Source organism: Patescibacteria group bacterium (assembly GCA_018897195.1).
Lineage (GTDB): Bacteria > Patescibacteriota > Patescibacteriia > Patescibacteriales > UBA12075 > JAHILH01.
Genome location: JAHILH010000005.1, coordinates 33,349 through 54,373, shown reverse-complemented (window position 1 = coordinate 54,373; position 21,025 = coordinate 33,349). Strand labels below are relative to the sequence as shown.

General features: G+C 38.9%; 20 protein-coding genes and 3 tRNA genes. 15 read left to right on the top strand and 8 right to left on the bottom strand.

Annotation, left to right across the window (positions count from 1 at the left end):
* Positions 1-238 precede the first annotated feature (238 nt).
* On the top strand, positions 239-841 hold the full coding sequence (locus tag KKD45_04685; protein ID MBU4309786.1) for a histidine phosphatase family protein: 603 nt from the start codon (positions 239-241) through the stop codon (positions 839-841).
* Between the two features lie 21 nt (positions 842-862).
* Positions 863-1,330 carry a hypothetical protein gene (locus tag KKD45_04680; protein ID MBU4309785.1) on the top strand — a complete coding sequence of 156 codons (468 nt, stop codon included), beginning with the start codon at positions 863-865 and terminating at the stop codon, positions 1,328-1,330.
* A gap of 69 nt (positions 1,331-1,399) precedes the next feature.
* Here KKD45_04680 and KKD45_04675 read toward each other — a convergent pair whose 3' ends face one another.
* The gene (locus KKD45_04675; protein ID MBU4309784.1) at positions 1,400-2,038 is read right to left on the bottom strand and encodes an HD domain-containing protein; all 639 of its coding nucleotides are present in this window, start codon (positions 2,036-2,038) and stop codon (positions 1,400-1,402) included.
* A 175-nt stretch (positions 2,039-2,213) separates the two neighbouring features.
* Between KKD45_04675 and KKD45_04670 the strand changes: the two genes are divergently transcribed.
* Positions 2,214-2,531, top strand: coding sequence for a TfoX/Sxy family protein (locus tag KKD45_04670; protein MBU4309783.1), 318 nt, complete (start codon positions 2,214-2,216; stop codon positions 2,529-2,531).
* Between the two features lie 73 nt (positions 2,532-2,604).
* Here KKD45_04670 and KKD45_04665 read toward each other — a convergent pair whose 3' ends face one another.
* Positions 2,605-3,282 (bottom strand): lytic transglycosylase domain-containing protein, encoded by a 678-nt coding sequence (locus KKD45_04665; protein MBU4309782.1) that lies wholly within the window; start codon positions 3,280-3,282, stop codon positions 2,605-2,607.
* A gap of 146 nt (positions 3,283-3,428) precedes the next feature.
* Positions 3,429-4,220, bottom strand: coding sequence for a polyphenol oxidase family protein (locus tag KKD45_04660; GenBank protein MBU4309781.1), 792 nt, complete (start codon positions 4,218-4,220; stop codon positions 3,429-3,431).
* A gap of 122 nt (positions 4,221-4,342) precedes the next feature.
* Here KKD45_04660 and KKD45_04655 point away from each other — a divergent pair, with 122 nt between their 5' ends.
* The 10 genes from KKD45_04655 to KKD45_04610 all read left to right on the top strand — a co-directional run bounded on the left by KKD45_04655 (position 4,343) and on the right by KKD45_04610 (position 15,857).
* On the top strand, positions 4,343-5,260 hold the full coding sequence (locus tag KKD45_04655) for a DUF475 domain-containing protein (GenBank protein ID MBU4309780.1): 918 nt from the start codon (positions 4,343-4,345) through the stop codon (positions 5,258-5,260).
* Positions 5,261-5,365: 105 nt separating this feature from the next.
* Positions 5,366-6,478 (top strand): DNA recombination protein RmuC, encoded by a 1,113-nt coding sequence (locus tag KKD45_04650; protein ID MBU4309779.1) that lies wholly within the window; start codon positions 5,366-5,368, stop codon positions 6,476-6,478.
* Positions 6,479-6,485: 7 nt separating this feature from the next.
* A complete protein-coding gene (locus KKD45_04645; protein MBU4309778.1) occupies positions 6,486-7,430 on the top strand; it encodes a hypothetical protein in 945 nt (314 codons plus the stop codon).
* 11 nt (positions 7,431-7,441) lie between these two features.
* Positions 7,442-8,770, top strand: coding sequence for an O-antigen ligase family protein (locus tag KKD45_04640; GenBank protein MBU4309777.1), 1,329 nt, complete (start codon positions 7,442-7,444; stop codon positions 8,768-8,770).
* 58 nt (positions 8,771-8,828) lie between these two features.
* Positions 8,829-9,941, top strand: coding sequence for a metallophosphoesterase (locus KKD45_04635; protein ID MBU4309776.1), 1,113 nt, complete (start codon positions 8,829-8,831; stop codon positions 9,939-9,941).
* On the top strand, positions 9,938-10,492 hold the full coding sequence (locus KKD45_04630) for a M48 family metallopeptidase (protein MBU4309775.1): 555 nt from the start codon (positions 9,938-9,940) through the stop codon (positions 10,490-10,492). Before KKD45_04635 ends, KKD45_04630 begins: the two co-directional genes overlap by 4 nt.
* A 126-nt stretch (positions 10,493-10,618) precedes the next feature.
* Positions 10,619-11,374, top strand: coding sequence for an RNA methyltransferase (locus KKD45_04625; GenBank protein ID MBU4309774.1), 756 nt, complete (start codon positions 10,619-10,621; stop codon positions 11,372-11,374).
* 27 nt (positions 11,375-11,401) lie between these two features.
* Positions 11,402-13,936 (top strand): cation-translocating P-type ATPase, encoded by a 2,535-nt coding sequence (locus KKD45_04620; protein MBU4309773.1) that lies wholly within the window; start codon positions 11,402-11,404, stop codon positions 13,934-13,936.
* A gap of 90 nt (positions 13,937-14,026) precedes the next feature.
* Complete coding sequence (locus KKD45_04615; GenBank protein MBU4309772.1) at positions 14,027-14,638, top strand: PIG-L family deacetylase; 612 nt, start codon at positions 14,027-14,029, stop codon at positions 14,636-14,638.
* A 76-nt stretch (positions 14,639-14,714) separates the two neighbouring features.
* Complete coding sequence (locus KKD45_04610; protein ID MBU4309771.1) at positions 14,715-15,857, top strand: glycosyltransferase family 4 protein; 1,143 nt, start codon at positions 14,715-14,717, stop codon at positions 15,855-15,857.
* A gap of 219 nt (positions 15,858-16,076) precedes the next feature.
* On the opposite strand, the gene recG is transcribed toward KKD45_04610, so the two are convergent.
* Positions 16,077-18,230, bottom strand: a complete 2,154-nt coding sequence (gene recG / locus KKD45_04605) for an ATP-dependent DNA helicase RecG (protein MBU4309770.1) — start codon at positions 18,228-18,230, stop codon at positions 16,077-16,079.
* Positions 18,231-18,326: 96 nt separating this feature from the next.
* Positions 18,327-18,617, bottom strand: a complete 291-nt coding sequence (locus tag KKD45_04600) for a hypothetical protein (GenBank protein ID MBU4309769.1) — start codon at positions 18,615-18,617, stop codon at positions 18,327-18,329.
* 155 nt (positions 18,618-18,772) lie between these two features.
* Here KKD45_04600 and KKD45_04595 point away from each other — a divergent pair, with 155 nt between their 5' ends.
* Together KKD45_04595 and KKD45_04590 are read left to right on the top strand one after the other, a co-directional pair.
* On the top strand, positions 18,773-19,978 hold the full coding sequence (locus KKD45_04595) for a replication-associated recombination protein A (protein ID MBU4309768.1): 1,206 nt from the start codon (positions 18,773-18,775) through the stop codon (positions 19,976-19,978).
* A gap of 8 nt (positions 19,979-19,986) precedes the next feature.
* Positions 19,987-20,544 carry an HD domain-containing protein gene (locus tag KKD45_04590; GenBank protein MBU4309767.1) on the top strand — a complete coding sequence of 186 codons (558 nt, stop codon included), beginning with the start codon at positions 19,987-19,989 and terminating at the stop codon, positions 20,542-20,544.
* 62 nt (positions 20,545-20,606) lie between these two features.
* Here KKD45_04590 and KKD45_04585 read toward each other — a convergent pair.
* From KKD45_04585 to KKD45_04575, 3 genes are all read right to left on the bottom strand, one after another.
* A tRNA-Arg gene (locus tag KKD45_04585) sits at positions 20,607-20,678 on the bottom strand.
* Positions 20,679-20,727: 49 nt separating this feature from the next.
* A tRNA-Ser gene (locus KKD45_04580) sits at positions 20,728-20,814 on the bottom strand.
* A 30-nt stretch (positions 20,815-20,844) separates the two neighbouring features.
* Positions 20,845-20,934, bottom strand: a tRNA-Ser gene (locus KKD45_04575).
* Between the last annotated feature and the right edge of the window lie 91 nt (positions 20,935-21,025).

The window sequence follows — 21,025 nt, the reverse complement described above, 5'->3', positions numbered from 1 at the left end:
ATTCCGAATTTTAACCCCCCCCGCCTTACTACTTCCAATGTTGCGTTCATCACAGATTGTGGCAAACTTTGTGTCAAAGCAGTAAGGATGGTTAGAGAATTTTAATGTATTTGAGAACAGTTGAGAAAGCTGTTTTGTCGCTAACTTCTCAATGATATCAAACAAAGTCAATGTTTATAAGACGTTGATGAAAACACGAAAGTAGTTTTCGAATCCCTCCTTCTCCGCAAGAAAACTTATGAAAATATATTTAGCCAGACATGGTCAAGACCAAGACAATATCAAAGGTATTTTAAATGGTCATCGTGATATGCCATTAACCGACCTTGGAATTGAGCAGGCGAATGCGCTTGCGAAAGAAATTAAGGAGGCTGGTTTGAATTTCGAGGCGATATATTGTTCGCCATTGCAAAGAGCAAAAAAGACGGCAGAAATTATTGCCTCGACAATTGGTGTTAAAGAACCTGAAGTTTTGCTGGAATTAATTGAGCGAAATTTTGGTGTTCTAACTGGTTTGCCGGCCAAAGATATTGAATCATTGTGTACTCCCGATATTATTAAGACCGACACAATTACTTATTTTTTAAATCCGGAAGGTGCTGAGACATTTCCTGATCTTGTTGAACGAGGAAAGATTATAATTGAAAAAGTTTCAAATCATGGTCATGGCAAAAGCGTATTGTTGGTTTGTCATGGAGATATTGGTAAAATGATTTATACTGCCTACTATAAGCTAGATTGGAAAAATGTCTTAACACAATTTCATTTTGGCAATTCCGAAGTATTGTTATTGTCAAAAGATTCTCATCCGGACGATAGTCATGTTTTTTCTTTTTTGTAGCACAATCATTAATTTAAAAAAATGAAAAAACCAATAATGGTCAAAACTGAATTAGATGAACAAATCGCTGCATTGGCCTGGAAAACGGATAAGAAAACCTTGGTGATTTGGGCGTGTGATTGCGCGAAGCGGGCGTTGCCTTATTTTGAGAAAAAATATACAGGCGACAAACGTCCGCGATTGGCGATTGCGGTGGGGCGTTTGTGGGTGAAGACGGGTGTATTTAAGATGGCTGTTATTCGTGGGGCGTCTCTGGCGTCACATGCAGCGGCGCGCGATGCTGAGGAATATAGTGCGGCACGTTCCGCGGCGCGGGCGGCTGGACAGGCGGTGGCGACGGTGCATGCGCCTGGTCATGCAATTGTGGCGGCGATTTATGCAGCGACAGCGATTAGAGATAATGTTAAAAAAGGCGATGTTCTGGCAAGGGTTATAAAGGAGCGAGAGTGGCAGTATCAGCGCTTGTTAGAATTAAAAAGTAATCATTAATAATTAGTGTAAATTAAAAAGGCATAACTTCTCAGGGTTATGCCTTTTGTATTTTTACTCCTTTACTGTTTACACAGTTTTCTTTTTGGTGGACTTTTTTTCTTGTTTCAACGATTCAATAGCCGCTAGTATTTCATGATAAAGAATGAAATGCTTTTCGGCATAAGGAAGGTAGTGAATTTCTGTTTCAATTACCTTTCGTAATCTTTTTTCTTTTGAGCAGGCCCAGAGGGTTAGCAAATTATGAAGTCGATCAGCGAGCTTGATTAGGAAAAATGCTCGTCTGGCATTCTCGAATCGTCGATGGTAAACTTCGTTGCATTTCTCTTTGTCTTTAAAGAGATGACTTGGCTTTGTCAGTGAGTCGACGTATGCTGCAATTTCTTCGCCGTATTCTTTTGTTACGCGTGCTATTGTCCAAGATGGAATATCTTCGACGATATCATGCAGAAGGGCAGCGACAATCAGTTTGTAATTTGTAACCCTCAGATAAAGAATGAGGATAAGAGTAACTGCTCGGATGTGTTCAAAATATCTTTCGTCGCCACTGTCCCGAAATCTGCCGCGAAAAGCGTCTTTTGCATCATTGTAAGCTTTTTCAATAAGCTTATATCTCCAATCAGTCGTTGGAAAAAATGAGGCGATGATTAGAAAAAAAGATTCTCTGCTTCTTGCACCGTTTATAATCATTAGGATTTTTTTAAGCATTTCTTTCCTTCTTATATTGTTTAGTTGTATTGATTGTTGAATGTGCTGTCTACTTTTTGTAGAATATACAATGTTAGCACAATTCGCAAGATATGTCAAGAATGATTTGTCGTGACTATTTATATATTTTATGATATTTTTATGATGTATATAGTTTTAATTTAAGAATAAATATATGGCAACAAGCCAATCAACCATGGATTTTATTCTGGATCAATTAGATCCAGCGGATGACATCAGAACGCGAAAAATGTTTGGTGAGTATGCTTTGTATTGCGACGGAAAGGTGGTTGGTTTTGTTTGCGATGATACTTTGTTTTTGAAAATCACCGAGGCGGGGAAGAAGTTTGTTGGCGATTATTATCAAGAGGGTTGTGCTTGGGAAGGAGCGAAGCCTTCGATGGTGATTGATGGTGATCGGATTGAAGAGCGCGGGTGGTTGCGGGAATTGATTTCGATTACAGCAGCGAGCTTGCCGTATTCGAAGAAATAAATTATTTTTTTGGCAAAATAAAAAAGGCATAACTTCTCAGGGTTATGCCTTGGTTTTTTTCAGGTAAGTGAATTTAAACGTTTTGGTATAAATACAGAACCTTCTGCGCGTATTTTTTTGCGCTTGGGGGTATTTTACCGCGTTCTTTGCCGGCTAATATTTTTCTTAACCGTGTTGGTCCAATATTGTTGGCAATTAGACCAAGCTCAATGCTTCCAAACTCTTTGCACATCTTTCCGAGGTATTCTGTGCCGCCATCAACGTTTTCTTTTGCGTTGAAAGGGTTTTTGACTTCGGTCTCTTCTTGAGTTATCGGATTTAATTGCATTAACCCCTTGGCGCCGTTTTTTGATACGGCGAGAGTGTCCCAATTTGATTCAACGCGAATAACGGCTGCAATCAGTTTTTTGGGCATTTGGTGTTTTTGCGAGGCAGGTCCGATGATTTTGTCATGTTCCCGCATTTTTTTGGCGAACTTTTTGAGATCAAAATCGAAGTTGAGTGGCTCTGCTGTGTCGTGGGTGTTTTCATCCTCACAGACACTTGATTGGTCGATTCGATAATATTCCCGACTGAGGAATTTGTTTTTATCGGAATCAGGTTCTAAGCTTGAGTTGTTTGGGCTTAATTTTGTTTCTTTCGGTGGCTCATTGATAGCAGGTGCTGTTTGCGCCTGTTTTTCTCTATTATGGGCCATAAAAAGAAGCAGTGAACATAAAACTAGACTCGAAATAAGTATCCATCTTTTCATCATCTTTCTCCTTGCGTTTGGAACTTTTTTTGGCTAAAATTTGCGGTTAATTTGTTTAACCGATGTTTTCTTTCACTTACCTGTATTTAATATAGCAGAAAAATACTTTTTTGGCAAGCCATTGTTTCTAAAAGAAAAAACCTCTCTTATTCAGAGAGGTTATGGAGGTCGGGGAGTATAAAGACGGCGTTGCGAGTTGTGTCGCCACGGCGATGGGAAGAGAAAATATTTTCTTCATTTTCTTGGGAATGAAAGGAGCAGTAATCTGGGATGGTAATGTTTTTACGGGAAAATTTCAAGGACAATAATTCTTTGTGTGCCGTGCCTGCCAAATCCAGACAACCATCATTGACGGTGTCGGGAAAATATTGGGCGACATTTTCACTGACAGGGTAATGCATTTGGCAAATGCCCGGCCAGATGATGGCTTTAGTTTTTGCCGGCTCAATTAATTTTTGTGACAGCAGGGATTCTACCGCCAGTGATAAAATGTTTCCTTGCAGACCGCGCCAACCGCAATGGAGCAGGGCGCTCACTTTTTTATTGTGCAAAAGAACAATGGGGCAATCACCGGTAGGAAAGATTAGTAGCGGACGACATTTGTGGAATTTTTTGTGTCGCAAGATAATGCCGTCACCATCAGCCCTGTGGATTACGGGTGTTTCTTTTCTTTTTTTGAGCAGGCTTCTTATGTTTCTTATTCCAGTCTCTACATTTTTTTGCGCCTTGATAATCGTTGTCTCGTTTTTAGGGAATGGAATAAAAATGTCGGAAGCGTGAAAAACTTTACCCAAATTTTTGATGCAGTCTTCGGTTCTGCCTTCGTAATAATAATTACAGTCACCAAAAAAATTCGTAGCAATGCCGCAACGGACGGTTGTTGGAAAAAAGTTATTAAAAAACAAAAAGTGGCCGCTGGCTGAAAAGAAAGTTTCCATGATTGCCTCCTTAGGCTTTTATTTTTCTGTTTATTTTTATTTGTTTATTAAAGCGCAATTAAAGATTAAAGTCAATTTGACTTAGATTGATAAAATATTATATATGAGATATAATAAAGCATATGCCTATTTTTTCAATGATTTTTACAGTTGTTGGTTTGTCTCTTTTTGAGATTATTTCTAGTATTGATAATGCGATTATCAATGCGGAGGTTTTGTCGACGATGTCAGCCAAGGCGCGAAAATGGTTTCTTTTTTGGGGACTGTTGTTTGCGGTTTTTTTGGTGCGCGGACTTTTGCCATGGCTGATTGTCTGGGCGGTAATGCCTGAGCTGGGCATGATTGGTTCTTTGACGGCGACTTTTTCTAGTGATCCGAAGGTGATGGGGGCAATTGAGGCCTCGGCGCCGATTCTTTTGGCTGGCGGCGGAATCTTTTTAGTGTTTTTATTTTTTCATTGGCTGTTTTTGGAGACTAAGAGTTTTGGCTTACGCGGGGAGAAATTTTTTTATGAACAAGGAGTGTGGTTTTATGCTGTAGTGTCTATAATTTTAACCGTTATTGTGTGGTATGGGCTTAAAACGAACACTATGATGGCCTTTGGTGCCGTTGTTGGTTCAACTGCTTTTTTTATTACTCATGGTTTTAAGCAAAATGCTGAAGCTGGTGAGCAGAAATTATTGAGTGGTGCGGGCAATATGTCGGATTGGAGCAAGATTTTATATTTAGAGGTGATTGATACCACTTTTTCGATTGATGGAGTTTTGGGCGCGTTCGCCTTCACATTGGCGGTGCCCTTGATTCTTTTTGGAAATGGTATCGGCGCCTTCGTAGTGCGACAACTAACGATTGGCAATATTGATAGGATTAAGAAGTATGTTTATCTGAAAAATGGCGCGATGTATTCAGTTTTGTTTTTGGGAACGATAATGTTGGTAGATAGTTTTGGGATTCACGTGCCTGGTTGGATATCGCCAACGATTACTATTGGCGTAGTTGCTTTTTTCTTTTGGAAATCGAAAAAAGAAATTGCAGTTTAATCCTAATATTAGATATTTTATAGATAAAATCTAGGTCTTGTGCTTAGGTTTTTTTATTGGTAAAATGTAATCAATTATGAATTATGAATTAAAAATTACGAATATATGAATTTAGCCATTATCACAGTTTTGTTAATAATTTTAATTGCTGGAATCGGAGTAGTAATTTTTTTGTTATTAAAAAATAGTAGTAATGGAAGTGATGATAAAATAACGACCATGTTAGAGCGTTTAACCGGGCTAGGAAATCAGAATAAAGAGTTGCGAGAAACTTTGGATCGGAAGTTGGCAGAAACACATCGGACGACACAAGAACAATATCGCAATACACAGGAGCAATTAGGACAGACGATGAAGACAGTGCATGGGATTAGTGGACAGTCGGCTAAACTTATTTCTGAGGTGACTGAGAAATTAACCAAGTTGGATGAGACGAATAAACAAGTCGTGAATTTTTCTGAGCAATTAAAAAACTTGCAAGACATTTTGAAAAATCCGAAACAACGTGGCGTACTCGGTGAATATTTTTTAGAAGAAACTTTAAAAAATGTTTTACCACCAAATTCCTACCAAATGCAATATCCTTTCAAGGACGGCACGATTGTTGATGCTGTGGTGTTTGTGAAGGACAAAATCATTCCCGTCGATTCGAAATTCAGTTTGGAAAATTACGAAAGAATCTTGACGGCGACCGATCAGGAGACGCGGGAGAAGTTTGAGAAGTTGTTTAAACAAGATTTGAAGATGCGCATCGATGAAACGAGTAAATACGTGAAGCAGGCGGAGAATACGATGGATTTTGCGTTTATGTTTATTCCATCAGAGGCGATTTATTATGATTTACTAGTAAATAAAGTTGGCACGGTGCAGATTAATACACGCGACCTGATTGACTATGCTTTCAAGGATAAGCATGTCATTATCGTGTCGCCAACATCTTTCTTGGCTTATTTGCAGACTGTCCTACAGGGCTTACGGGCCTTACAAATTGAAGAGAGTGCCAAGAGTATTAAGGTGAACGTGGAAAAATTGGGCAAGCATATTAATAGTTATGATGATTTTTTAAAGAAATTAGGTGCGAGTATGAATACGACGGTGAATCATTATAATAATGCCTATAAAGAATTTAAGAAGATTGATAAAGATGTAATTAAGATTGTCGGCGGCGAGTCGGAGATTGAGGCAATGCTATTAGACGGACCAAAGAGTGGTGATTAGTTAAAATATGGATAATCAAGTAGAAAAAAACAATAAAATAAAGGAGGCTATCACGCGCGTGGTTGCCTTTTTTGATGTCTTTGAATTTCCCCCAACTGTGATGGAAATTTGGAAGTTTTGTGATTATCAATGTGGTCTGGACGAGATTTTGACTTTTTTGAATGATGAGGGTGATTTTTTAGAAGAGAAAGACGGATTTTATTTTTTACCAGGGCGCGAAAGCTTGTATGAGCAACGCAGGGAGCGAGGCATTATCGCGAAGAAGAAACAGAAAAAGGCCTTGAAGATAGCGCGCATTTTTAGTTTTATTCCGTGGATTAAAATGATTGCGATTAGCAATGTGATTGGGTCTGATAATATGAAAGAGGAGAGTGATATTGATCTTTTTATAGTCACTGAACATAAGAGGATTTGGATTACGCGCTTTTTTGCCGTTGTTTTGGTGAAGTTATTAGGTTTGCGACCAACCCTAAACAATGTGAGGGATAAAATTTGTTTGAGTTTTTTTGTGACCACGGAAAATTTAAATTTGCAAAAATTGATGATGGCGGATGATGTTTATTTTTATTTTTGGTTGGCGAATTTGTTACCGATTTATTGTCGTGACAACTATTATTATAAATTAATTCAAGCCAATAACTGGTTTTTAGATAAGATGCCGAATTGGTCGGAGGCGGTTACTGAAAATGATTTAATGATTAGACGAGAGAGTTCTGTTTTTTATCGCGACGTGATAGATCTTTTTATTGGTGGCTTGGATATTAATTTGAAGAATTATCAATTAAAAGTAATGTCGCCTGTTTTGAAGGAGTTAATGAATAAAGATACACGCGTAGTGATTAATGACGGCGTGTTAAAATTGATTTCGAATGATAGACGAGAATATTACAAAAATTTATATTTGATAAAACTTAGACAACTAGACAGCGAGATAGCTGGACAACTAAAATAATGGAAAAAATTATGAATAAAATTATTGAAAAACTAATTTACGCGGTCGCTTTTTTCTTGCCCTTGCAAACGCGTTGGATTATTAAGGCAGGGGAGATTAACGGTGGTTATTCGGAGTATAAAACGATGAGCTTGTATGGCATTGATATTTTAATCTTGGTCTTATTGGCGGTGTTTGTGTTTTATAGTTTTAAGAAAGAAAAGACGGTGAAAGTTCCTTTTATGAAAAATGCACTTTTGTCATTGGTGGGTGGCCTGGAGTTTATTGTTTTTATGTCTATCTTTGCGGGTTTTGATAGCCATATCGCCTTATTCTTGTATGGACGTTTTTTGCTGGCGATTGGTTTGTTTTTTGTGTTGGTGAAATTTCCAATTGAAAAAGTTAGGGTAATTTTTTGGTTGGCTATGGGCATCTTTGCGCAAGCCGCTTTAGCGATTTGGCAATTCTTAAGTCAGTCGAGTTTTGCGTATAAGTGGCTGGGCTTAGCTTCACATAATCCTTCTGATGCGGGCGTTTCAGTGGTGGAGGTTTTGGGCGGTGATGGTATTTGGCAAAGATGGCTACGAGCTTATGGTGGACAGGACCATCCGAATATTTTGGGCGGATTGTTGGTGGTAGGAATTTTATTTTTACTTTTTGCGTATATCAAAACTTTGAATAAGGAAGAAAATATTGCTAATAAAATCTTTTTGTTGTTTTCTTTTTTGTATTTTACGTCTCTATTAGCCCTGTTTTTTACTTTTTCGCGTACAGCCTGGCTCGGTCTAGCGCTTGGTGTCGCTACGATGTTGGCTGTAGCCGTGGTTAAGAAGAATTTACTAGTTTACTTGCAAGTTTTAAAAATTATATTATTTTCTGGAATTTTATTTGCGGTTTTCTATTCGCAGTTCGGTCTCTTGGTTGACGATCGCTTGTTCGGTAATACGCGGTTAGAAAATATTTCTTCAAGTGAACGTAGTGGTTTGATTAGCGACTCGATTGGTATTATTAAAGAAAAATGGTTTTTCGGCGTTGGCCTAGGTAATTATACTTTGGCGGAAAAAGCCAAAATACCAGATCAGGTGAACTGGTTTTACCAACCAGTGCATAATTCTTTCTTGTTAGTTTGGGCGGAAGTTGGTTTGTTTGGTTTTATTTTGTTTATCTCTTTATTACAATTTATCTTTGGTGAACTTTTTGAACGAGCAAAAAGGAATCAAGTTGATCTTTATCAAATTGGCATCTTTTTGCCCCTGATTTTCATGATGATGTTTGATCATTGGTGGTGGAGTTTGCATATGGGAGTCATTTTGTTCTGGTTTGCATTGGGAATGTTGCATAAAAATGAAAAGATTGATTAAATTGGATATTTTTCTCGATATTTGGTATAATAAGTATTATTAATCTTTATTATAGTAAATGTTTCTAGCTTATTTTTTATTTCTAACAGTAGTTTTGACCGTGATCCTAGGAACGCACTGGTTTGTTTATTTTTCCGTAATTAGATTTTTTGCGATTGAAAAGCGACGGGGCATTAAGATTCTTTTTTATGTAGGTATCGCCGTTTCTTTTAGTTTTATTTTGGCGTCTTTTTTAGCGCGGGTAGATAGTAGTTGGTTGATTCGTTTATTTTATATTGCTTCTTCTCTATGGTTAGGCTATTTGGTCAATTTTCTCTTGGCTTCGGTTGTTTTGTGGGTATTGAGAGGGCCGCATCGCTTGATAAAATGTCGGGCTGATTTTAGAATAATTAGTATTGTTATTTTTGCCTTCTTTTTCTTGTTTTCTTCCTGGGGAGTATATCATGCCTCGGATGTAAAGGTGAAAAATTTTGATGTTATCCTCAAGGACTTGCCAGCGACGTGGCAGGGCAAGCGGGTGATGCAGGTTTCTGACACGCATTTTGGACAAGTCTATGGTGTGAAGTCGGTGCAACGATTATTGGATTTAGTTAATCAGGAAAAGCCAGACCTGATTGTGATTACCGGTGATTTATTTGATGGTACGGACGGCAACATGGACCAATTGATTAGCCATATCGGACGACTTAAGGCGCCCATGGGAGTTTATTTTACTACTGGTAATCATGATTTTTATGCCGGCGAAGAAAAACTTGATACAGACTTGAAAAAAGTGGGCATCAATCTTTTGTCCAATGGGTTTGTGGATTTGAATGGTGTGCAGTTAGCAGGGATTAATTATGCTTTTCAGTTGGGTGGCATGAGCTACCAAGATCAGATTCATACTTGGCAAAACTATTCGAGCGCTAAGCCGACTATTCTCTTGCACCATGTTCCAGATAAGATTAATGAATTTGCTGATGCTGGCATCGACTTGCTCTTGGCAGGACATACGCATCGTGGTCAATTGTTTCCCTTTGGCTTGATTACGGATTTTATTTTTAAAGGTTTTGATCATGGTTTAAATACTTTTGGTGATTTACAGGTTTACACTTCAAGTGGTGCTGGTACTTGGGGCGCACCAATGCGCACAAGTGCTGACTCAGAAATTCCTATATTTAAATTGAGATGAAAAAACAACTTAAAATAAACGGCCAGTTGGTTGATTATCTGTATAAAAAAAATAAGCGCTCAAGGCGGATGAGGATTTCCTATTGTCAGTCTTCGGGTTTGACCGTGACGGTGCCCTGGTTTGCCAATCGCTGGCTGGCTGAGGGATTTCTTTTAAAGAATTCCGAGTGGGTGGTGGGGGTTATTGAGAAGGCGAAGAATAATCCGTTTGCCAATCTTTTTAAGGACAAGAAGTATCAGGATTACAAAGAGCAGGCGCGAGGGTTTATTACTGAGAGATTGACCCACTACAATGGTTTATTGAAATTGCCCTATGAAAAAGTTTTTATCAAGAATCAAAAAAAGGTGTGGGGGAGTTGTAGCTCGAAGCGGAATTTGAATTTTAATTATAAATTACTTTTTTTAGAAAAGGATTTAGCGGATTACGTTGTGGTGCACGAGCTTTGCCATTTGCGCGAGATGAACCATTCGAAAAAATTTTGGGATTTAGTTGGTAGTATTTTGCCGGACTATAATGAGAGACGAGGAGAGCTTAAGAAAATTTTATTTTAGATAATTAAAAATTAGCAATATAGTTCCCTCTCCTGGATAGGAGAGGGGCAGGGTGAGGTAGATTTTCGGTGACGGCTCCCTCACCCCAACCCTCTCCCGGCGGGGCGAGGGAGTCAATAAAATTGTATGAAAATTATAAGCAAAGACAACGAAAAAATTAAGCACTTGAAAAAACTTAATCAAAAAAAACATCGCGAAGAAGCGGGGGAGTTTGTAGTGGAGAATTTGAAAATTATTAGCGATGCTTTGAAGTCGGGGATTGTTTTCGAGTCTTTATTTGTGACTGAAACTTTTTTGAAAAGCGAGTCGGAAAGATTACCTGACATTTTAAAACGAGCAGGTGATTATTTTGTGATCAATGAGCAAATAAATAAAGCTTTTTCTAGTCTAGAGACGCCGTCTGGTATTTGTGCAGTGTATAAAATAAAAAAGCGCGACCTCGATTTTAGTGATAAAATTGTCTATTTGAATAATATCAGCGACCCGGGTAATTTAGGCACAATCTTGCGTTCAGCCTTAGCCTTTGGTTTTAAAAATGTTGTCTTAGATGAGCATTGCGTTGATCTTTATAATCCTAAAACTATCCAAGCATCCAAGGATGCGATTTTTAAATTGAATATTGATATTGATAAAGACTTAGAAATTTTGAAAAAAATAAAACCGAGGATGCCGATAATCTCAACTAGAATGGAAGACGCTCGGGATGTACGCGATTTTAAGGCCTACAATAAGTATTGTTTAGTGCTTGGCAGTGAAGCTCATGGAGTTAGTTCGTCTATCCAGGTGTTGACTGATGAGTTTGTTAAAATAAATATTTCTCCAGATATGGAATCGTTGAACGTTGCCGTGGCTAGCGGTATTTTATTTTTTTCTTTAGCATAAATATTTATTATTAATTGATAATTTTACATGATTACACAAGGATTAAGCACTGAGGCGGTTTTGGAAAAGCAAAAACAATTTGGTAAAAATGAAATTAAGCGGACAAAGAAGGCAAACACGTGGAAAATTTTTTTATCACAATTTACATCGCCATTAATCATTCTTCTTGTCTTGGCGGCCTCCATTTCTTTTTTTATTGGTTATCTACCTGGACAAACTTCCAATCTCTTTGATACGGTCTTAATTTTAATAATAGTTTTAATAACCGGTCTATCCGGTTTTTTTCAGGAATATAAGGCTGAAAGGTCAATTGAGGCTTTGCAGTATTACTCTATTCCAAATGTTCAGGTTGTTCGTGACGGACATGTTGCGGAAGTATCAGTTATCAACTTGGTGGTTGGTGACATTGTTTTGTTAGAGGCGGGTGATATTGTGCCAGCCGACGCGCTTATCTTGGAGTCGTACAATTTAAAGATTGATGAATCGATACTGACGGGTGAATCTGAAGTAGTAGAGAGAAAAAATAATGAGGAAATATTCATGGACACCTCGATTCATGTGGGAAATGCCAAAATTGAGATTTTGAAAATAGGCATGCAAACAAAAATCGGTCAGATTGCGAACGCCTTGCAATCAATTGAGGAGCGTAAAAGTTTATTTGAAGAAGAGATTGAGAATTTTAGTAAAAAAATATTTTGGGCATCTGGGGCAATTACTGTTATTGTTTTTATTTTTACCTATTTAAAATATGATTTATATACTTCTTTGCTAACGGCAATCTCTTTGGCAGTCGCCGCGATTCCAGAGGGATTGCCAGCAGTCGTCGTGCTCGCTTTGGCCGTGGGCGCCAATTCAATGTATAAAAATAATGCCCTCATTAGAAAGTTGAGTGTGGTTGAGTCAATTGGAGCGATTGATATTATCTGTTCAGATAAAACTGGCACAATAACCAAGAATGAAATGTCGGTCAGTTTTTTGTATTTAAACAATAAAGTTTTTGGCGTTGATGCGGTGGAGTTGGATGAGAATGAAAAAATAGAAACAGCCCCTTTGTTGGAGTGCGGTGTTATTTGTAATAATGTAAAAGTGGAAGGCCATCCTGAGGGGAAGAAAAAATATCTTGGTGAACAGACAGAGATTGGCTTAATGAAGATTGGTGAACGCTTTGGTTTTTTAAAAGATGAGATTGAAAAAAAATACAAAAGACTTGATGAAGCGTCTTTTAGTTCTGAGCGAAAAATGATGAGCGTGATTGTTCAGGATGTTGCGGATGGTTTAAAGATGTACTCCAAGGGGGCGCCAGAAATACTGTTAGCAAAATGCAATCGCATTATGCTTAACGGTAAGGTTGAAAAAATTAATGAACAAGATCATGAGAATATCTTGGCACAAAATAAAGTTTTTTCAACGAGTGCCTTGCGTGTCTTGGGGTTCGCTTATAAAGACTTGGAGAATATAACCAGTGATGAAAATGATTTGATTTGGATAGGCTTGCAGGCCATGGCTGATCCGCCTCACCCGGAGACAGCGCAAGTTATCAGTGATTGCAAGACGGCGGGCATTCGCGTGATTATGATTACTGGCGATAATGCAACAACAGCTAAAGCTGTAGCGGATTTGATTGGATTGGACAGTGCGGGTGTTGTCGAAGGTTGGGAGATCGAAAAAATGACTACAGGGGCATTGGAAAAAAAACTTAGCGATGGTGTTAATGTTTTTGCACGCACAACTCCTTTTCATAAGCTAAAAATATTAGATATTTTGCAAAAAAAATATCGTGTTGCCATGACTGGTGACGGCGTGAACGACTCCTTGGCTTTAAAAAAAGCTGACGTTGGTATTGCTATGGGTGTTAAAGGTTCGGCAGTAGCCAAAGAGTCGAGTGACATCATCTTGTTAGATGATAATTTTTCAACAATTGTTGTGGCGGTGCGTGAGGGTAGAAGAATTTTTGACAACATTCGAAAGTTTATAAATTATTTATTAGTTTCCAACTTTGCTGAAATCTCGGTGATTTTTTTATCGACACTTTTGTTTACCTTAGAGGAGCCGATTTTGTTTCCAGTGCAGATTTTGTGGATCAATCTTCTTACTGATGGCTTGCCGGCTCTGGCGCTTGGCGTTGATCCGGCCGGACCGGCGGTGATGCGTAAGAAGCCTCGTAAAAATGGCGAACCAATTATAAATAAACAATTGAGTTTGATGATTGTTTCAATTGGGATAATGAAAACAATTATTTTGTTGGCGACCTTTGTGTTAATTTTGCCACATGGCGAAAATGTGGCCAGGGCTGCCTTGTTTACTGGCTTTATTCTGCATGAATTCGTGAGAATCGCAAGTATTAGGCGCTTTGAGGGTTTAAGTTGGATGTCTAATCCGTGGCTGTTGAGCGCTTTAACTTTTTCTGTATTACTGCAATTGATGATTTTATATACACCGCTAAATTCATTTTTTCACGTTACCAGTCTTGGGATCTATGAATGGATAATACTTTTGGGTGGCGTGCTAGTCGGGTACTTGTTGGCAATTTTTCTGACAAAAATAATTATCAAGAAACGGTAGACGATTTCTTTACGACTTTGCGCGCGTGTCGCATTGTGTGTGGACAGATGATTTGAATTATTATTTGTTTTTTGGTAGAATATATAGAGTATGAATGACTTGTTGAAAAAAAATAAAAAGGCGCTTGTAATTGTAGCGCATCCCGACGACGAGACGATTTGGATGGGGGGCACGATAGCGAGATACAAGACTTTGCGATGGACCATATTTGCACTCTGTCGTGCGAGTGATGCGGACCGCGCACCAAAGTTTGCGCGTGTGTGTGAGTATCTCGGTGCCAAGAGTATCATGACAGATCTGGACGACGTTGACGAGTTGACTCTTGATGAAGCGACGGAAGAAGCAGAGAAGTTACTGCGCAAGAAATTAAAAAATAAAAAATTTCAATATGTCTTTACTCATAATGAAAACGGTGAGTATGGCCATAGCCGACACATTGCAGTTCATCGGGCAGTAAATAAGTTGCTAGAGGAAGGATTTTTACAGCCAGAAAAGATTTTTTATTTTAATTATCAAAAGAAGGACAAGACGCTAGATTACTCAGAAATTATTTTAGACAAGGAAGGTGGCAAGGTGGTTGAATTGTCCGATGAAGAATATCAGGCGAAACGTGATATTGTATCCATGATTTACGGATTTGCGCCGGATGGCCCAGATATTAATTATTGCACCAATCCAGAAGGCTTTATTGTTAAAAATTAAATATATTTATTCGTAAATTTGTAATAGATTTGTAAATTCACAGGAGGGAAGACAAACTATCAGCAAAAAAAATTCTATGAAAGTTGCAGTTTTACATGCTTATCCGCCAGAACCGGATGGACTTAGCATCCAGGGTAATTTATTATACAGAGGAATGAAAGAGAATGGTGTTGATGTAATGCCTTCTCATTATTCACCAAGCTTCCAAAAGCAATGGATGTTCAACGCTTATCAACCTGATGTTTCTATCGGTATTGGTTGTTGGACTTATGCCAAGGATATTATTTTTTCACCACAAAATAACGGATCAATTCCTGTGCCGTGGTTAGTGGCGAATGGCTGGGTGGCAAATTATCACAAGGCTATCAGTGATTTGCCTTTGGTTTTTACGACTAGTAATTGGGTGACTGATACTTATAAACGTGACGGCGTGGATACAAAGAATTTTGTCACTTTGCCAATTGGTTTTGATCCAGAAGAAGTGAAGCCTTTTGCCGGTGATCCAAAAGTGGCCAAGATCCGTGAGATGTTGGGCGTACAACCACACGAGAAGATGATTTTGACAATCGGTGGCGATGTAACAAGTAAAGGCGCACAAGAAATGTTCAGAGCTTTAGTTAAAATTGATAAAGAATTTAAGGACTGGAAATATGTGCTTAAACACTGGGAGAGTGAATCTTCTGAGGTGCATTGCCAAGAAGAAGAAGCCTTAATCGAGGAATTAGGCCTAGATCGAGATAAAATTGTTTATCTTTCCGGTGCCTTCTCTCACGATTTCATTCCATATTTATTGTCCGCCTGCGATATCTACGCAGCACCGTCCAGATTGGAAGGTTTCGGTATGATTCAGATGGAAGCGGAAGCATGTGGTAAGCCAGTTATTTCCATCAATGTTGGTGGACCAGTGGACACAGTTGTTCATGGCAAAACCGGTTTCTTGGCTGAGGTCGGCGAGACAGTCACATTGACCGAAGAATGGGCCTGGGAACACATGGGTTTTGATGTTGATCACAAGATTAAGTTTGATGAGCCAAAAGTCTTCGCTTATCGTGCTAATATCGATGAGTTGGCAAAATATACTTTAATGTTATTGACTGACGATAAATTGCGCGAAGAAATGGGCCGCAATGCTCGTCAATTCACGATGGATAATTTTCAATATCGTGATGTAGCGCGAAAAGCGTATCAGTTGTTGCAGGAGAAGTTGGGGAAAGAATAGAATAATAACTGAGATTTTAAAAAAGAGCAGATTTAATTCTGCTCTTTTTATTATTCCAAGAAGTTTGTGCTATGTCTCCATCGCCCCAGCGGGAGAGGGTCGGGGTGAGGGGGTGTTGGAAGATGGTATGATGTAATAATTTTGTTTTATACACAGAAAACTACCTCACCCTGACCCTCTCCTGGCAAGGAGAGGGAACTGTTATGGTCTCTTTGTTATTTATTCCAAATGAATTTTATTTTTCCAGTCCTCAATTTTTTCCTTTAAGTCTGGCAAATCTTTTAATTCTGGATTTTCATCTATAAGTTTAGCTGCCTCATTCTGGGCAATCTCTATTAATTCGTGATCAAATAAATTGGCAATCTTAAATTCTGGAAAACCTTTTTGATTAGTGCCGTATACTTCACCAGGACCGCGTTGTTTGAGATCGATTTTGGCGAGTGTAAAACCGTCATGGTGCTTCTCCATAGCTTGTAATCTTTCTTTGGTCTTTGGCGAGTCGCTGTCGCTGAATAGGAAGCAATATGATTGGTGCGCACCTCGACCGACACGGCCGCGGAATTGGTGTAGTTGGGCAAGGCCGAAGCGGTCGGCGCCCTCAATCATCATAATGGTGGCATTGGGCACGTCGACACCGACTTCAATGACGGAGGTGGAGACGAGAATTTTGGTTTTGTTGGCGACAAAATCTTGCATGATTTGCTCTTTTTCTTCAGATTTTAGTTTGCCATGCAAGAGCGCGATTTCGAGGTCGGGAAATATCACTTCGTTTAATTTTTTAAATTCTTCGGTCACTGATTTAACACCCATTTTATCCGATGGATCAATGAGGGGGCAGACGACAAAAACCTGGCGACCGTCGTTGACTTGTTTGTAAATAAATTTATAAGCATCAGTGCGATTTTGTTCTGAGACGAGACTTGTGATAATTTTTTTACGGTTTTTTGGTAGTTCATTGATAATGGAAATATCGAGTTCACCGTATAGAACCAATGCTAGCGAGCGGGGAATTGGGGTTGCTGTCATTGAGAGTAGATGTGGAGACAGCGATTGTGCTTGTGGTGACAACCTCACCCCGACCTTTATGCCAGGCACAGCACAGGTGCTCTCCTGGCCAGGAGAGGGAGCATTATTGTTTGCTTTGGCGAGTAATTTTTTGCGTTGTTCAACGCCGAAACGATGTTGTTCGTCGATAATCGCTAGACCTAAGTTGTGACACTTGAAATCTTCTTGAATCAAGGCGTGGGTACCGATGATAATATCTGCTTCGCCGTTTTTGATTATTTCCAATAATTTATTCTTAGACAACTTACCCAGGACTGTATTAATTTTCTTCTCGGTGCGCGTAAACAGAGCAATGCGCAGCTTGGAATTACTCAAAGTTTTGCAAATAGAATTATAATGTTGTCCAGCCAAAATTTCAGTCGGCACCATAATGAGCGACTGGTATTTATTCAAAGCGACATTGAACATTGCCACGACAGCGGTGATTGTCTTGCCGCTACCAACATCACCTTCAAGCAAGCGTGACATTGGTTTATCTTTTTGCATATCCATAAGGATCTGCCAAGCGGATTTTTTCTGCGCATCAGTTAGTTCAAAGGGTAGTGATTTTACAAATTCCTTAGTTTCCCCCTCTTTAAATTCAATGACTGGCGCATTATTAAAAGTAATTTCTTTTTTAAGAAGTTGTGATTGTAATTGGGTTAAAAATAATTCATCAAAACTCAAACGACGTTTTGCGTCTGCTAACATTTTTTCAGTTTTAGGGAAATGTAAATTTTTTAAGGCATCATCAATGCTGATAAAATTGTTTCGCTTGATAATATTAATTGGAATCCACTCGGGAACAAGATAAACCGCCGGCAAGGCTTGTTTGATTAAATAGCGTATTTGTTTCTGGGTAATATTGGCGGTGAGGTGGTAGTTAGGCACTAGGCCTTGGGTGTTCGTAGTTTGCTGAGTATTTATTTTCTCATAGCTCGGGGATTTGAGTGTGAGATTATTTAAGTCACCGTCTACTTTGCCAGACAATGACACGCGGTCGCCATTATGCAAAGTCTTGGCAATAAAAGGTTGATTGAACCAAATTACCTTAATCGTATCTGTCCCGTCATTAACCAAGGCTTCAGTAATATTCATCTTGGTGCGTAGACTTTTTTTATTTTGAATCAAATCAATTTCACCAACGATATTAACGACCGTATTCGGTTGCAAATCTTTAATAGTAACGACCTCACTAAAATCGTCATAACGAAATGGGAAGTAAAACAAAAGATCTTGGATTGTTTCCAGGCCAATATTTTTAAGTCTTTTGGCGGTAGTTGCGCCAACCTTGCTAAGGTTTTCAATTTTGGTATCAAGAGTAAGCATGCTTATATTTTAACATATTGAAATAAAAAAGCGAGATTTTAAAAAAAAGACCGTTGCAGTGTGACGTGCAACGGTATCGTAATGATTGGGATATTGTTATGAGAGTTCCTTGATATACATTCTTGCAACAGTCATGAGGTCATTCACAGTTTTTTTCGCCTCTTTTAAATTATCTTTATGTTCTGTAACAATTTTATTATCACATATTTTGTAATAGTCAATTGCACCAATACTTTTTTCCATATGGATATCAATTTGCATTTCGGAGGCTAGAACGTGGCACAGCGAACGTAATTTTAGACAATTAACAACTGTGATATTGTCTGCCCTGAGAAAGTTTCCGTCTTTGATAATTGCAATGAGTTTTTTTAAAAGATCGATATCCATGGTGCTCCTCCTGGTGTAATTTTATGGGTTGATATTTTATATAGATTAGCATAATTTTTGATTTTGTCAATTTTTGAAATTATTAATAATATTTTTAATATTAGCCAAGTTGTGTATATTGCATTTTTCAAACATAGAGCGTATATTATAGCTATATGACTGATAAATTAAACAAAAAACCCCTGGCTGATCGAATGCGACCACTAACTTTGGACAATTTTTTTGGCCAAGCTAAGGTAATTGGTGAAGGGACCATCTTGCGACAGGCGATTATGGCGGATAAGTTGCCGTCTCTTGTCTTTTGGGGACCACCTGGGACTGGGAAGACCACCTTGGCTTTTATTGTAGCTAAGCAGACCAACTCCGAGTTTTTACGTTTGAGCGCTGTCACGAGCGGTATGAAGGAGTTGCGTGAGGTGGTGCGGGAGGCGAAGTCGAATGAGATTGAGGGAAAAAAGACAATTCTGTTTGTGGACGAGATTCATCGTTGGAATAAGTCGCAACAAGATGCACTGTTGCCACATATTGAAAATGGTTTGATTATTTTGATTGGTGCAACAACTGAAAATCCTAGTTTTGAAATCCGAAACGCGCTATTGAGCCGTTGTCGGGTTTTTGTTTTGGAGACTTTGCACAAGGATGAGATTTTGAAAATAATTGATAAGGCGATAGGTGACAAGGAAAATGGTTTGGGTGAATTGAAGATTGAGATTGAGCCGGAAGCGCGTGAGGCTTTGGCGCAGATGAGTAATGGTGATGCGCGTACGGCTTTAAATATTTTGGAGTTTGCTAGTTCGATTAGTGAGAAAATTAGCTTAGTAACGATTAAACAAGCGTTTCAGAAAACCCACTTGTTGTATGATAAGAACGGGGAAGAACATTACAATATTATTTCCGCTCTCCATAAGTCTATGCGCGGTTCCGATGAGAACGCGGCGCTCTATTGGTTGGCAAGAATGTTAGAAGCTGGTGAAGAGCCGCTCTATCTCGCACGACGCCTTGTTCGCTTCGCATCAGAAGATATCGGATTAGCTAATTCACGAGCTCTAGAGCAAGCCGTTGCCACTTACAACGCTTGTCACTTCATGGGAATGCCTGAGTGCAATGTCGTTCTCGCCCAAGCGGTTGTTTATATGTCTAAATGTGCTAAGTCAAATAGTCTCTACACCGGCTACAAAAAAGCTGCCGACGATGTTCGTAATCACGGCGCCTTGCCCGTGCCGATGCACATCCGCAATGCCCCGACAAAATTAATGCAGGAGCTAGGTTATGGTAAAGATTATAAATATTCGCCAGATCATAATTATAGTGAGAAGCAAGAGTATTTGCCGGATGAATTGAGGGGGCGGAAATACTTATAAATTTATTTATGAATATAATTACAGAAATTAAAAATTTTGTTGAGGCTGAATGTTTGAAGCCGAGTAGTAAATATGGCTACGAACCGTTCCCGCACCACTTTGTGCCCGTTGTTCAGTATGCCGGCAGATTGGCTGATGAACTTGGCGGGGATAAGGAGGTGATTTTGATTGCTGCTTGGTTGCATGATATCGGGTCTATTATCTATGGACGAGATGACCACCATATTACCGGAGCGAAGGTTGCTGAAGAAAAATTAACCGAGCTAGGATATCCCGCTGAAAAGATAGCATTGATAAAAAAGTGTATTCTAAATCATCGTGGCTCTCAACATAATACTTGCGATAGTGTCGAGGAAAAGATAATAGCGGAAGCGGATGTCTTGAGTAGTTTTGAAAATCTAGCCGGCATCTTTAAGGCCGCTTTTGTTTACGAAAATTTAACTCAATCTGAGGCGAAGGAGTCGGTGCGAACTAAATTGGAAAACAAATGGCAGCAGTTGCATTTTGATAAGAGTAAGGAAATTATTAAACCGAAATATGAGGCGATGATGTTGTTGTTGAAATAAAAAAGCACAAAATGCAAGAAGCGAATCGCAGCAGCGACTCACTCTTTGCATTTTGTGCTTTGTGCTTTCGTTAGGAATCGAACCTAAGTCCTGGGAACCGCAATCCCATGTTCTATCCACTGAACTACGAAAGCTATTCGTTTTGTAAAAAAATCCGCAACGTAGCGGAGTTTTTTACAAGTGCGGAGGAGGAGAGATTCGAACTCTCGGAACCCGTGAAGGTTCAACAGTTTTCAAGACTGTCCTATTAAACCGCTCTAGCACCCCTCCGAAATTAATTTTGATTTTTATTTTTTTCTGCGGAGAAAGAGGGATTTGAACCCTCGGTACGGGATAAACCCGTACGACGGATTAGCAATCCGTTGCTTTAAGCCACTCAGCCATCTCTCCAAAAAACTTTGCAATAAAAAAAATAACTAGATATATAGATTATTGCATATCTAGACTGCTTCTATTTATACACCTATTTACGAGATATATA

What these genes read in the sequence shown, in the direction of transcription:
- KKD45_04685 (MBU4309786.1), top strand. Translation starts at nt 239, where the DNA reads ATGAAAATATATTTAGCCAGACATGGTCAAGACCAAGACAATATCAAA.
- KKD45_04680 (MBU4309785.1), top strand. Translation starts at nt 863, where the DNA reads ATGAAAAAACCAATAATGGTCAAAACTGAATTAGATGAACAAATCGCT.
- KKD45_04675 (MBU4309784.1), bottom strand. Translation starts at nt 2,038, where the DNA reads ATGCTTAAAAAAATCCTAATGATTATAAACGGTGCAAGAAGCAGAGAA.
- KKD45_04670 (MBU4309783.1), top strand. Translation starts at nt 2,214, where the DNA reads ATGGCAACAAGCCAATCAACCATGGATTTTATTCTGGATCAATTAGAT.
- KKD45_04665 (MBU4309782.1), bottom strand. Translation starts at nt 3,282, where the DNA reads ATGAAAAGATGGATACTTATTTCGAGTCTAGTTTTATGTTCACTGCTT.
- KKD45_04660 (MBU4309781.1), bottom strand. Translation starts at nt 4,220, where the DNA reads ATGGAAACTTTCTTTTCAGCCAGCGGCCACTTTTTGTTTTTTAATAAC.
- KKD45_04655 (MBU4309780.1), top strand. Translation starts at nt 4,343, where the DNA reads ATGCCTATTTTTTCAATGATTTTTACAGTTGTTGGTTTGTCTCTTTTT.
- KKD45_04650 (MBU4309779.1), top strand. Translation starts at nt 5,366, where the DNA reads ATGAATTTAGCCATTATCACAGTTTTGTTAATAATTTTAATTGCTGGA.
- KKD45_04645 (MBU4309778.1), top strand. Translation starts at nt 6,486, where the DNA reads ATGGATAATCAAGTAGAAAAAAACAATAAAATAAAGGAGGCTATCACG.
- KKD45_04640 (MBU4309777.1), top strand. Translation starts at nt 7,442, where the DNA reads ATGAATAAAATTATTGAAAAACTAATTTACGCGGTCGCTTTTTTCTTG.
- KKD45_04635 (MBU4309776.1), top strand. Translation starts at nt 8,829, where the DNA reads ATGTTTCTAGCTTATTTTTTATTTCTAACAGTAGTTTTGACCGTGATC.
- KKD45_04630 (MBU4309775.1), top strand. Translation starts at nt 9,938, where the DNA reads ATGAAAAAACAACTTAAAATAAACGGCCAGTTGGTTGATTATCTGTAT.
- KKD45_04625 (MBU4309774.1), top strand. Translation starts at nt 10,619, where the DNA reads ATGAAAATTATAAGCAAAGACAACGAAAAAATTAAGCACTTGAAAAAA.
- KKD45_04620 (MBU4309773.1), top strand. Translation starts at nt 11,402, where the DNA reads ATGATTACACAAGGATTAAGCACTGAGGCGGTTTTGGAAAAGCAAAAA.
- KKD45_04615 (MBU4309772.1), top strand. Translation starts at nt 14,027, where the DNA reads ATGAATGACTTGTTGAAAAAAAATAAAAAGGCGCTTGTAATTGTAGCG.
- KKD45_04610 (MBU4309771.1), top strand. Translation starts at nt 14,715, where the DNA reads ATGAAAGTTGCAGTTTTACATGCTTATCCGCCAGAACCGGATGGACTT.
- recG (MBU4309770.1), bottom strand. Translation starts at nt 18,230, where the DNA reads ATGCTTACTCTTGATACCAAAATTGAAAACCTTAGCAAGGTTGGCGCA.
- KKD45_04600 (MBU4309769.1), bottom strand. Translation starts at nt 18,617, where the DNA reads ATGGATATCGATCTTTTAAAAAAACTCATTGCAATTATCAAAGACGGA.
- KKD45_04595 (MBU4309768.1), top strand. Translation starts at nt 18,773, where the DNA reads ATGACTGATAAATTAAACAAAAAACCCCTGGCTGATCGAATGCGACCA.
- KKD45_04590 (MBU4309767.1), top strand. Translation starts at nt 19,987, where the DNA reads ATGAATATAATTACAGAAATTAAAAATTTTGTTGAGGCTGAATGTTTG.